This window comes from Streptococcus sp. 5004 (assembly GCF_013276755.1).
Classification (GTDB): domain Bacteria; phylum Bacillota; class Bacilli; order Lactobacillales; family Streptococcaceae; genus Streptococcus.
In genome coordinates, this window is sequence record NZ_VMLP01000015.1 from 1 (window position 1) to 12511 (window position 12511).

14 protein-coding genes are annotated in these 12511 nt (G+C 44.1%); 12 read left to right on the forward strand and 2 right to left on the reverse strand.

All coding sequences use genetic code 11. From position 1 onward, the window contains the following. Positions 1-208 precede the first annotated feature (208 nt). The 11 genes from HT685_RS05420 to pflA all read left to right on the forward strand — a co-directional run bounded on the left by HT685_RS05420 (position 209) and on the right by pflA (position 10177). Positions 209-982, forward strand: a complete 774-nt coding sequence (locus HT685_RS05420) for a TatD family hydrolase (RefSeq protein ID WP_173226016.1) — start codon at positions 209-211, stop codon at positions 980-982. Then, entirely contained in the window at positions 982-1548 is a 567-nt protein-coding gene (gene rnmV / locus HT685_RS05425; protein ID WP_173226018.1) for a ribonuclease M5, read from the forward strand. The genes HT685_RS05420 and rnmV overlap by 1 nt, the downstream gene beginning before the upstream one ends. A 64-nt stretch (positions 1549-1612) precedes the next feature. Further along, the gene (gene rsmA / locus HT685_RS05430) at positions 1613-2485 is read left to right on the forward strand and encodes a 16S rRNA (adenine(1518)-N(6)/adenine(1519)-N(6))-dimethyltransferase RsmA (RefSeq protein ID WP_173226020.1); all 873 of its coding nucleotides are present in this window, start codon (positions 1613-1615) and stop codon (positions 2483-2485) included. Between the two features lies 1 nt (position 2486). After that, positions 2487-3365, forward strand: a complete 879-nt coding sequence (gene rsgA, locus HT685_RS05435) for a ribosome small subunit-dependent GTPase A (RefSeq protein ID WP_173226171.1) — start codon at positions 2487-2489, stop codon at positions 3363-3365. Positions 3366-3375: 10 nt separating this feature from the next. Further along, the gene (rpe, locus tag HT685_RS05440; RefSeq protein ID WP_173226022.1) at positions 3376-4032 is read left to right on the forward strand and encodes a ribulose-phosphate 3-epimerase; all 657 of its coding nucleotides are present in this window, start codon (positions 3376-3378) and stop codon (positions 4030-4032) included. After that, the gene (locus tag HT685_RS05445; protein ID WP_173226024.1) at positions 3995-4657 is read left to right on the forward strand and encodes a thiamine diphosphokinase; all 663 of its coding nucleotides are present in this window, start codon (positions 3995-3997) and stop codon (positions 4655-4657) included. Before rpe ends, HT685_RS05445 begins: the two co-directional genes overlap by 38 nt. A 1-nt stretch (position 4658) precedes the next feature. Then, positions 4659-5915, forward strand: coding sequence for a DNA recombination protein RmuC (locus HT685_RS05450; RefSeq protein ID WP_173226026.1), 1257 nt, complete (start codon positions 4659-4661; stop codon positions 5913-5915). Next, positions 5905-6846, forward strand: a complete 942-nt coding sequence (locus HT685_RS05455) for a 3'-5' exoribonuclease YhaM family protein (protein ID WP_173226028.1) — start codon at positions 5905-5907, stop codon at positions 6844-6846. Before HT685_RS05450 ends, HT685_RS05455 begins: the two co-directional genes overlap by 11 nt. Before the next feature lie 266 nt (positions 6847-7112). Next, complete coding sequence (purR, locus tag HT685_RS05460) at positions 7113-7940, forward strand: pur operon repressor (RefSeq protein WP_025169708.1); 828 nt, start codon at positions 7113-7115, stop codon at positions 7938-7940. Positions 7941-8006: 66 nt separating this feature from the next. Continuing rightward, on the forward strand, positions 8007-9257 hold the full coding sequence (locus HT685_RS05465; RefSeq protein WP_173226031.1) for a diaminopimelate decarboxylase: 1251 nt from the start codon (positions 8007-8009) through the stop codon (positions 9255-9257). Positions 9258-9382: 125 nt separating this feature from the next. After that, positions 9383-10177 (forward strand): pyruvate formate-lyase-activating protein, encoded by a 795-nt coding sequence (pflA, locus tag HT685_RS05470; protein ID WP_001288288.1) that lies wholly within the window; start codon positions 9383-9385, stop codon positions 10175-10177. A 271-nt stretch (positions 10178-10448) separates the two neighbouring features. Here pflA and yidC read toward each other — a convergent pair whose 3' ends face one another. After that, a complete protein-coding gene (gene yidC, locus HT685_RS05475) occupies positions 10449-11375 on the reverse strand; it encodes a membrane protein insertase YidC (protein ID WP_173226033.1) in 927 nt (308 codons plus the stop codon). Between the two features lie 77 nt (positions 11376-11452). Next, on the reverse strand, positions 11453-11731 hold the full coding sequence (locus tag HT685_RS05480) for an acylphosphatase (RefSeq protein WP_001174616.1): 279 nt from the start codon (positions 11729-11731) through the stop codon (positions 11453-11455). 33 nt (positions 11732-11764) lie between these two features. Between HT685_RS05480 and HT685_RS05485 the strand changes: the two genes are divergently transcribed. Next, positions 11765-12505 (forward strand): RNA methyltransferase, encoded by a 741-nt coding sequence (locus HT685_RS05485; protein ID WP_173226035.1) that lies wholly within the window; start codon positions 11765-11767, stop codon positions 12503-12505. Positions 12506-12511 lie beyond the last annotated feature (6 nt).

Sequence of the window (12511 nt, forward strand, 5' to 3'; positions counted from 1 at the left end):
AATTTGATTTTCGAAGAGTATTAGATGAATAGGGATGTTCTATCAATCTAGCCAGTCTCTTCTGTCTCTAACTGTGGAATAGAAGATGGGCAATATCGGATAGAAAAGCTAGCAGAATAGCTCTATTAAAGAGAGGAGGGAAACCGAAAAATTGGGTGCCCCTCCTCTTTTTTGGTATAATAGAAGATAGAAAACGAGGTTAGAAGAGATGATTTTTGATACACATACACACTTGAATGTAGAAGAATTTGCAGGTCGTGAGGCAGAAGAAATTGCCTTGGCTGCTGAGATGGGTGTGACACAGATGAATATTGTTGGTTTTGATAAACTGACGATTGAGCGTGCTTTGGAGTTGGTGGATGAGTATGACCAGCTCTATGCGACTATCGGTTGGCATCCGACAGAAGCAGGGACTTACACAGAGGAGATTGAAGCCTACTTGCTTGACAAGCTCAAGCATCCAAAGATAGTTGCCTTGGGTGAGATTGGATTGGACTACCATTGGATGACAGCGCCCAAAGAGGTGCAGGAGCAGGTTTTTCGCCGTCAGATTCAGTTATCTAAGGACTTGGATTTGCCTTTTGTGGTCCACACCCGTGATGCGCTGGAAGATACCTATGAGATTATTAAGAGCGAGGGCGTTGGTCCTCGAGGTGGGATCATGCATTCTTTCTCAGGAACTCTTGAATGGGCAGAGAAGTTTGTTGAGCTTGGCATGACCATTTCCTTCTCAGGAGTGGTGACTTTTAAGAAGGCAACTGACATCCAAGAAGTAGCTAAAGAGTTACCTTTGGACAAGATGTTGGTGGAGACGGATGCGCCTTACTTAGCACCTGTACCCAAGCGTGGTCGCGAAAATAAAACAGCCTATACTCGCTATGTGGTGGACTTTATCGCAGGCTTGCGTGGGATGACGGCAGAAGAGCTAGCGGCGGTAACAACTGCAAATGCAGAACGAATTTTTGGATTGGACAGCAAGTAATGAAAGAGAAAATTTCCCAAGTTATCGTGGTCGAAGGGCGCGATGATACGGCCAATCTCAAACGCTATTTCGATGTAGAGACCTATGAGACTCGAGGTTCTGCCATCAATGACCAGGATATAGAGCGGATTCAGCGCCTGCACCAGCGTCATGGGGTCATTGTTTTTACAGACCCAGATTTTAATGGGGAGCGGATTCGCCGCATGATTATGACGGCCATTCCAACAGTTCAGCATGCCTTCCTCAAACGAGATGAAGCTGTTCCCAAGTCCAAGACCAAGGGACGTTCCCTGGGAATTGAGCATGCCAGCTATGAAGATTTGAAAACGGCTCTAGCTCAGGTGACAGAACAATTTGAACATGAGAGTCAGTTTGATATCAGTCGTAGCGACTTGATTCGCCTTGGTTTTTTAGCAGGGGCAGACAGCCGTAAGCGCAGAGAATATCTGGGAGAGGTTCTCCGAATTGGCTATTCTAACGGCAAGCAATTACTCAAGCGCTTAGAGTTGTTTGGGGTTACTTTGGCAGAAGTGGAAGAAGCTATGAAATCTTATGAGAATGGTTAAGCAGCCCCAAAATACAAGGGGAATGTGTTACAATAGTAGTAACAGATAATAGAAAAGAGAATAGATGAGAATTGCAGATTATAGCGTGACCAAGGCAGTGCTGGAGCGTCACGGTTTTACCTTTAAAAAGTCCTTCGGGCAAAATTTCTTGACGGATACCAATATTCTTCAAAAAATCGTGGATACGGCTGAGATTGATGACCAGGTCAATGTTATCGAAATCGGGCCAGGGATTGGTGCCTTGACGGAGTTTCTGGCTGAGCGTGCGGCTCAGGTCATGGCCTTTGAAATTGACCACCGATTGGTGCCGATTTTGGCAGACACCTTGCGTGATTTTGATAATGTGACCGTTGTCAACGAGGATATTCTCAAGGTTGACTTGGCGCAGCATATCCAGAATTTTAAAAATCCTGACCTGCCAATCAAGGTAGTGGCTAATTTGCCTTACTACATCACAACGCCTATTCTCATGTACTTGATAGAGAGTGGGATTCCTTTTAGTGAGTTTGTGGTTATGATGCAGAAAGAAGTGGCAGACCGCATCTCCGCTCAACCGAATACCAAGGCTTATGGTAGCTTGTCGATTGCGGTGCAGTACTACATGACTGCCAAGGTTGCCTTCATCGTGCCTCGTACGGTCTTTGTGCCAGCGCCAAATGTGGATTCGGCTATCTTGAAAATGGTGCGTCGTCCAGAGCCAGCTGTAGCAGTAGAAGACGAGAACTTCTTCTTTAAGGTTTCCAAGGCAAGTTTCACTCATCGTCGCAAGACCTTATGGAATAACTTGACAGGTTACTTTGGCAAGACTGAAGAGGTCAAGGACAAGCTGACTAAGGCTTTGGACCAAGCAGGCTTGTCACCAAGTGTGCGTGGGGAAGCTCTCAGCTTGGCAGAGTTTGCCAGCCTAGCAGATGCACTTAAAGGGCAAGGACTCTAAGATGCAGGGACAAATCATTAAAGCCTTGGCGGGGTTCTACTATGTAGAGAGTGATGGTCAGGTCTATCAAACACGCGCGCGTGGAAATTTCCGTAAAAAAGGCCATACACCCTATGTTGGGGACTGGGTAGATTTCTCTGCCGAGGAAAATTCAGAAGGCTATATTCTCAAGATTCACGAACGGAAAAACAGTCTGGTCCGTCCGCCTATTGTCAATATCGATCAAGCTGTGGTGATCATGTCTGTCAAGGAACCTGATTTTAACAGCAATTTGCTGGATCGGTTCTTAGTTCTTTTGGAGCATAAGGGCATCCATCCCATCGTCTATATTTCCAAAATGGATTTGTTGGAAGATAGAGGAGAACTGGATTTTTATGAACAGACTTATGGTGACATCGGCTATGACTTTGTGACCAGTAAAGAGGAACTCCTGCCTTTGTTAACAGGTAAGATTACAGTCTTTATGGGGCAGACGGGCGTTGGAAAATCAACCCTTCTCAATAAAATCGCACCAGACCTCAATCTTGAAACAGGAGAAATCTCAGACAGTCTGGGTCGCGGGCGCCACACCACTCGAGCTGTTAGTTTTTACAACCTCAATGGGGGCAAAATCGCAGATACACCAGGATTTTCATCCTTGGACTACGAAGTATCAACGGCGGAAGACCTCAATCAGGCCTTTCCAGAGATAGCTAGTGTTAGCAGAGATTGTAAGTTCCGTACTTGTACCCATACCCATGAGCCGTCTTGTGCTGTCAAGCCAGCTGTTGAAGAGGGTACCATTGCAACCTTCCGTTTTGATAATTACCTGCAATTCCTCAGTGAGATTGAAAATCGCAGAGAAACCTATAAAAAAGTCAGCAAAAAAATTCCAAAATAAGGAGAAACCTATGCCTCAATACAAGATTGCTCCGTCAATTCTGGCAGCAGATTATGCCAACTTTGAACGTGAAATCAAACGCCTAGAAGCAACTGGGGCAGAATATGCCCATATCGATATCATGGATGGGCACTTTGTGCCACAAATCAGTTTTGGTGCAGGTGTGGTTGAAGCTCTTCGCCCTCATAGCAAGATGGTCTTTGACTGCCACTTGATGGTGGCGAATCCTGAACACCACTTAGAAGACTTTGCGCGCGCAGGTGCAGATATCATCAGTATCCATGTAGAAGCAACACCCCATATCCATGGCGCCCTCCAAAAAATTCGTTCTCTAGGGGTCAAACCTTCAGTTGTTATCAATCCTGGCACACCAGTTGAAGCCATCAAGCACGTCCTTCATCTAGTTGACCAAGTTTTAGTCATGACAGTTAATCCAGGCTTTGGTGGGCAAGCCTTTCTACCAGAGACCATGGATAAGGTCCGTGAGTTGGTTGCTCTTCGTGATGAAAAAGGCTTGAACTTTGAAATCGAAGTGGATGGCGGGATTGATGACCAAACTATTGCTCTAGCCAAAGAAGCTGGTGCGACCGTTTTTGTAGCAGGTTCCTATGTCTTTAAGGGAGATGTCAATGAGCGAGTACAAACTCTCAGAAAACAACTGGACTAGGGTTGCCGTTTTTGCAGGCGGAGATCGCGGTCATTATCGGACAGACTTTGATAGTTTTGTCGGTGTGGATCGAGGCTCGCTCTGGGTCTTGGAAGAAAATCTGCCTCTTGCTCTGGCGGTTGGAGATTTTGATTCTGTCACTGCAGAAGAGCGACAGGTGATTCAAAAACGTGCTCAGCATTTTGTCCAAGCCCGACCAGAAAAGGATGATACAGATCTGGAATTGGCTCTCTTGACTATTTTTGAGAAAAATCCTCAGGCTGTGGTCACTATTTTCGGTGCTTTGGGTGGTCGTATCGACCATATGCTGGCCAATGTTTTTCTTCCTAGCAACCCCAAGTTGGCGCCTTATATGCGCCAGATAGAAATTGAGGATGGGCAAAATTTGATTGCCTATTGTCCAGAAGGGATCAGTCAGCTACATCCCCGTTCAGACTACGACTATCTTGCCTTTATGCCGGTTCGGGATAGCCAGCTGACTATTCTCGGTGCTAAGTATGAGTTGACAGAGGAAAATTTTTTCTTTAAAAAAGTGTACGCTTCTAACGAATATATAGATAGGGAAGTGTCAGTGACTTGCCCAGATGGCTATGTGGTTGTGCTGCATAGTAAGGACAGGAGGTAGGATGGAAAGTTTACTTGTTCTATTATTGATTGCCAACCTAGCTGGACTCTTTCTGATTTGGCAGAGGCAGGATAAGCAGGAAAAACATCTCAGTAAGAGCTTGGAGGATCAGGCAGATCACTTGTCAGACCAGTTGGACTACCGCTTTGAACAAGCCAGGCAAGCCAGCCAGCTAGATCAAAAAGATTTGGAAGTGGCTGTCAGTGACCGTTTGCAAGAGGTGAGAATAGAATTGCACCAAGGTCTGACGCAAGTCCGTCAAGAAATGACTGAGAATCTCCTCCAAACCAGGGATAAGACTGACCAACGTCTCCAAGCCTTACAGGAATCCAATGAGCAACGTTTGGAGCAAATGCGCCAGACGGTCGAGGAAAAGTTAGAAAAAACCTTGCAGACACGCTTACAGGCTTCCTTTGAGACAGTTTCCAAACAACTAGAGTCGGTCAATCGAGGTTTGGGAGAAATGCAGACCGTTGCCCGCGATGTCGGAGCCCTCAACAAGGTTCTCTCTGGAACCAAGACGCGAGGAATTCTGGGTGAATTGCAACTGGGACAAATTATTGAAGACATCATGACCCCTGCCCAGTATGAACGAGAATACGCAACGGTTGAAAACTCTAGTGAACGAGTGGAGTATGCCATCAAGTTACCCGGACAAGGCGACCAAGAGTACGTCTATCTACCAATTGACTCTAAGTTTCCACTAGCAGATTATTACCGCCTAGAAGAAGCCTATGAAGCAGGTGACAAGGACGAGATCGAACGCTGTCGCAAGTCACTCTTAGCAAGTGTCAAGCGCTTTTCCAAGGATATCAAGAGTAAGTACATAGCACCGCCTCGGACGACCAATTTTGGAGTTTTGTTTGTTCCGACAGAAGGTCTCTACTCAGAAATTGTCCGCAATCCGGTCTTCTTTGATGATTTGAGGCGGGAGGAGCAGATTATCGTTGCAGGGCCAAGTACCCTGTCAGCTCTCCTCAATTCCCTATCAGTTGGATTCAAAACTCTCAATATCCAAAAGAGTGCCGACCATATCAGCAAGACTCTTGCCAGTGTCAAGACCGAGTTTGGCAAGTTTGGTGGTATTCTGGTCAAGGCACAAAAGCATCTCCAACATGCCTCTGGCAATATTGATGAACTATTAAACCGTCGTACCACAGCTATCGAGCGGACGCTCCGTCACATTGAGTTGTCAGAAGGTGAGCCTGCGCTTGATCTACTCCATTTCCAAGAAAATGAGGAAGAATATGAAGATTAGTCACATGAAAAAAGATGAGCTATTTGAAGGCTTTTACCTAATCAAATCAGCTGACCTGAGGCAAACTCGAGCTGGGAAAAACTACCTAGCCTTTACCTTCCAAGATGATAGTGGCGAGATTGATGGGAAGCTCTGGGATGCCCAACCTCATAACATTGAGGCCTTTACCGCAGGTAAGGTTGTCCACATGAAAGGGCGCCGAGAAGTTTATAACAACACCCCTCAAGTCAATCAAATTACCCTTCGCCTGCCTCAACCTGGCGAACCCAATGATCCAGCTGATTTCAAGGTCAAGTCGCCAGTTGATGTCAAGGAAATCCGTGACTACATGTCGCAAATGATTTTCAAAATAGAAAATCCTGTTTGGCAACGGATTGTCCGAAAGCTCTACACCAAGTATGATAAGGAATTCTACTCTTATCCAGCTGCCAAGACCAACCATCATGCCTTTGAAACGGGCTTGGCCTATCATACGGCAACCATGGTGCGCTTGGCAGATGCCATTAGCGAAATCTATCCTCAGCTCAATAAGAGCCTGCTTTATGCAGGGATTATGCTGCATGACTTGGCCAAAGTTATCGAGTTGACGGGACCAGAACAGACTGAGTATACAGTGCGAGGCAATCTTCTTGGACATATCGCTCTGATTGATAGTGAAATTACCAAGACCGTTATGGAACTCGGCATTGATGATACCAAGGAAGAAGTCGTTTTGCTCCGCCACGTCATCCTCAGTCACCACGGCTTACTTGAGTATGGAAGTCCAGTCCGTCCACGCATTATGGAAGCAGAGATTATCCATATGATTGACAATCTGGATGCAAGCATGATGATGATGTCAACAGCTCTAGCTTTGGTGGATAAAGGAGAGATGACCAATAAAATCTTCGCTATGGATAATCGTTCCTTCTATAAACCAGATTTAGATTAACAATTTAAGAAAAATGAGCATTTTTTAGGATAAGAATGTTCGTTTTTTTATGTAAATATGGTATAATAAGTAAAAGACAAAAATGAATACTCTTCGAAAATCTCTTCAAACTAGGGTAGTATCGCCTTGTCGTATGTATATATGCAGGTATATTACAGGATTTGTCAGTTCTATCGACAATCTCAAAACAGTGTTTTGAATCACCAGCGACCAGCTTTCTAGTTTGCTTTTTGATTTTTTGAATAAAAATGGAATAGGAAATAGAAATGAAATTAAGAAGAAGTGATCGGATGGTTGTCATTTCCAACTATTTGATTAATCATCCTTATAAACTAACTAGTCTCAATACTTTTGCTGAAAAGTATGAATCTGCTAAATCATCCATCTCAGAAGATATCGTCATTATCAAACGAGCCTTTGAGGAAATCGAAATTGGTCACATCCAGACAGTAACTGGTGCTGGCGGAGGTGTTATCTTTACACCGTCTATTTCGAGTCAGGATGCTAAGGAAATGGTTGAAGACTTGCGTGCCAAGTTATCAGAAAGTGACCGTATCTTGCCAGGTGGCTATATCTACCTGTCTGATTTGCTTAGCACACCAGCTATCTTGAAAAATATTGGTCGCATTATTGCTAAGAGCTTTATGGACCAAAAAATTGATGCCGTTATGACCGTAGCGACTAAAGGTGTTCCACTTGCAAATGCAGTTGCCAATGTCCTCAATGTTCCTTTTGTCATTGTACGTCGTGACCTGAAAATTACCGAAGGTTCAACGGTTAGCGTCAACTATGTATCCGGTTCAAGTGGTGACCGCATTGAGAAAATGTTCCTTTCAAAACGCAGTCTCAAGGCAGGTAGCCGTGTCTTGATTGTGGATGACTTCTTGAAAGGTGGCGGAACTGTCAATGGGATGATCAGCCTCTTGCGCGAGTTCGACTCAGAATTGGCAGGTGTAGCGGTCTTTGCGGACAATGCCCAAGAAGAACGTGAAAAGCAGTTTGACTACAAGTCACTCTTGAAGGTAACCAATATTGATGTCAAGAACCAAGCCATCGATGTTGAGGTTGGCAATATCTTTGACGAAGATAAATAAGAGATAGAACTAAAGGTTGGAACGATTGTCCCAGCCTTTCTTTGCAAATAGAATAGAAGGAAGCTTATGAAAACACCATTTATCAATAAAGAAGACTTAGAAGCGATTGTTGCCGAGTTCCCAACTCCCTTTCACTTGTATGATGAGAAGGGGATTCGTGAGAAGGCAAGAGCCGTCAACCAAGCCTTTTCGTGGAACAAGGGCTTTAAGGAATATTTTGCAGTTAAGGCTACTCCAACACCAGCTATTTTGAAAATTCTCCAAGAGGAAGGTTGTGGTGTGGATTGCTCTAGTTATGTGGAGCTTTTGATGAGCCATAAACTGGATTTTCCAGGTTCTGAGATTATGTTCTCTTCAAATAACACGCCAGACAAGGAATACGCCTATGCACGTGAATTGGGTGCGACCATTAACTTGGATGCCTTTGAAGATATTGAACATCTAGAGCGTGCAGCAGGCATTCCAGAAATCATCTCATGTCGTTACAATCCTGGAGGAGTTTTTGAGCTAGGAACAGATATTATGGACAATCCTGGAGAAGCCAAGTTTGGCATGACCAAGGACCAGCTCTTTGAAGCTTTTGCCATCTTGAAGGAAAAAGGAGCTAAGACCTTTGGGATTCACTCCTTTCTAGCATCCAATACCGTCACCCATCTCTATTATCCAGAGTTGGCGCGTCAGCTCTTTGAATTGGCTGTTGAAATCAAGGAAAAGTTGGGCATTTCGCTAGACTTTATCAATCTTTCTGGCGGTATTGGTGTCAACTATCGTCCAGACCAGGAGCCGAACGATATTGCCTTGATTGGTGAGGGAGTTCGTAAGGTGTATGAAGAGGTCCTTACGCCAGCAGGTCTTGGTCAGGTCAAGATTTTCACTGAATTGGGTCGTTTTATGCTAGCCCCTCACGGTGCTTTGGTCACAAGAGTCACTCATAAGAAGGAAACCTACCGTACCTATCTAGGTGTGGATGCATCAGCAGTCAACCTCATGCGTCCAGCTATGTACGGAGCTTACCATCATATTACTAACGTGACCCATCCAGATGGACCAGCTGAAGTGGTAGATGTGGTTGGTTCACTCTGTGAAAACAATGATAAATTTGCAGTGAATCGCGAACTGCCTCATACAGAAATTGGTGATTTGCTGGTGATTCATGATACAGGTGCACATGGATTCTCCATGGGTTACCAGTACAATGCCAAACTACGTTCGGCGGAAATCCTCTATACCGAAGAAGGCAAAGCCCGTCAAATCCGCCGTGCAGAGCGCCCTGAGGACTATTTTGCAACCTTGTATGGTTTTGATTTTGAAGAATAATATGATAATTAGTTGAAAATGAAATTGAAAAACAGATTGCTTTCTAAAAAATAGGCAAAAATCTTGTTTTTCCTTCAAGTCGTGATATAATAAAACTATAAAACGTTTTCAAGGAAGGTAACGATATGTCTGAAGAAACAATTGATTATGGACAAGTGACAGGAATGGTGCATTCGACAGAAAGCTTTGGGTCAGTAGATGGGCCTGGTATTCGCTTTATTGTCTTTTTGCAGGGCTGTCACATGCGTTGCCAGTATTGCCACAACCCGGACACTTGGGCTATGGAGTCCAATAAATCACGTGAACGGACGGTAGATGATGTCTTGACAGAAGCCTTGCGCTACCGCGGTTTCTGGGGAAATAAGGGCGGTATTACAGTCAGTGGAGGAGAAGCCCTCTTGCAGATTGATTTCCTGATTGCCCTCTTCACCAAGGCTAAGGAACAAGGAATCCACTGTACCTTGGACACCTGTGCACTACCTTTCCGTAATAAACCACGTTACCTTGAGAAGTTTGACAAACTCATGGCTGTCACTGACTTGGTCCTCTTGGATATCAAGGAAATCAACGAAGAACAGCACAAAATTGTCACTAGCCAAACCAATAAAAATATCTTGGCCTGTGCCCAGTATCTATCAGATATTGGAAAACCTGTCTGGATTCGCCACGTGCTAGTTCCGGGATTGACAGACAGAGATGATGACTTGATTGAACTTGGTAAGTTCGTCAAGACCCTCAAAAATGTTGATAAGTTTGAAATTCTGCCTTATCACACTATGGGTGAGTTCAAATGGCGTGAATTGGGAATTCCATATTCACTCGAAGGGGTTAAACCACCAACAGCAGACCGCGTCAAGAACGCTAAAAAACTCATGGATACCGAAAGTTATCAAGACTATATGAAACGTGTACATGGATAAAAAAGAAGCCTGATGGAAACATCGGGTTTTTGATACTCAATGAAAATCAAAGAGCAAACTAGGAAGCTAGCCGCAGGTTGCTCAAAACAGTGTTTTGAGGTTATGGATAGAACTGACGAAGTTAGCTCAAAGCACTGTTTTGAGGTTGTGAATAGAACTGACGAAGTCAGTAACATATATACGGCAAGGCGAAGCTGACGTGGTTTGAAGAGATTTTCGAAGAGTATGACTTGCAAAAAAGACTTAGCAAACTAGCTAAGCCTTTTTCTTCTTATCTCGAACGTTGTTTTCCAGCGTTGCGATTTTTGTGTTTTTTCTTGCTTGTGATAGCAGTTGGTTGTTCAGGGGTAACGTCTTTTCGTCCACTTGGTTTAGAGAAAGCACTTGCTTTTGGTGGGTTCTTGGCTAGTTCTTCACGGACTTTTTTGCGAAGTTTTGGACGAACGATATAGTTGACGATAAACTGTTGGAGAATCATCATGAAACCACCGACAACCCAATAAAGTGTGACACTAGCTGGTGAGATGAGGGAGAAGCCGGCAATCATGACTGGGCTCACGTAAGCCATTTTCTTGATTTGATCTCTTTGCGTTTCATCTTCTACTCCGTGAAGGGAAAGGAGTGATTGAAGATAGTAAAGGACACCAGCGCAGGCAGCTAAAATCATACTTGGAGAGCCTAGAGGAATTCCTAGGTAACTTGCTTGAGCAACACCTTCAGTATGTTGGGCAGCAAAGTAAATTGCAGAGAAGAAAGGCATTTGAAGGAGGATAGGGAAACATCCTACACCACCAAACATGCTGATGCCGTGCTCTTTTTGAGCAGCAAAGAGAGCTTGTTGGGCTTCGAGTTTTTCTTCTTGAGTAGTCGCTTCCTTGAGACGTGTTTGGTGTGGCTCAAGGACGTGCTTGAGGGCGTTCATCTTTTCAGAGTGAAGCGTTGCCTTCCATGATTGGTAGATACCAAGTGGCAAGATAATCAAGCGCACGATAATGGTTACGATGATGATAGCGACACCAAAGCCTAGACCTTGATCAGTAGCGAAGTACTTGATAGCTTCAGCCATAGGCGCTCCGATAGTATTCCAAATAAATCCTATTGGCTTTCCTGTGGCTTTATCGACGCTAACACAGCCAGTTAAGACTAGCAACATAGCCACTCCCATAGCTGAGAGTGCAAAACGTTTAATAGATTTCACTGTTTTTATTCCTTCTTTTAAAATTATACCTTTCTATTCTACTGTTTTTTTACAAAATATACAATAGTTCTAGAGACCTAATTTGCGATTTTAAAGTCAGGGTAAGGAGGAAAGTTACTTAGTTTGACATCTAAGTAGCTGACTTTTGAAAAAGGTGTGGGTCCTTTTCGGATTTCTTGGATAAATTTTGCCATGGTAGCAGATGAGTCTGCTTGGGCTAAAATTTCCACTGTTCCGTCGTCGTTATTCCATACTCGACCTGTGATGCCACCAATTTCAAGTGCCAAGCTGTAAACACCCCAACGAAAGCCGACTCCCTGCACCCTACCTTGGGCAATCATTCTAACCTTTTGCATACCAAACTCCTTTGATTGTGTTATAATATTTCTATGACTATTATAACCTCAAAAGCCAACTCTGTGGTAAAAAATGCCAAGAAATTACACAAAAAAAAATACCGCAAGTCTGCTTATTTGATTGAAGGCTGGCACTTGTTTGAAGAAGCTGTTCAAGCTGGAGTGACGATTGAGAAAATCTTTGCCTTAGAAAATTACCGAGATCAGTTAGCTGCTTTTCCGCAAACTGTCTGGGTGTCAGAGGATATTTTGCTAGATTTGGCGGATTCTCAGACTCCACAGGGAATTGTTGCCGTCGTTCAAAAAGAAGAAGTAGGGCAAGCTGACTTTAGTCAGGGCAAGTTCTTGTTTTTGGAAGATGTGCAAGATCCTGGTAATGTGGGAACTATCATTCGAACTGCGGATGCAGCAGGCTATACAGGAGTGATTGTTTCAGATAAGTCGGCAGACATCTACAGTCTCAAGACTCTACGTTCCATGCAAGGCAGTCATTTCCATCTGCCCATTTACCGGATGTCGAGCCAAGCGCTTTTTGAGGAAGCTAAAAAGGCAGCTATCCCTGTGCTAGCAACAACCCTATCCAAAGATTCTGTTGATTACAGAGAACTGCTTTCTATAGAAAATTTTGTACTAGTCATGGGAAATGAGGGTCAAGGAATTAGTCCCCTCATGGCTGAAAGTGCAGACCAGTTGGTCCACATTAGTATGAAGGGGCAGGCAGAGAGTTTGAATGTTGCCGTTGCGGCCGGTATTTTAATCTTCCATTTAAGCTAATTTTAA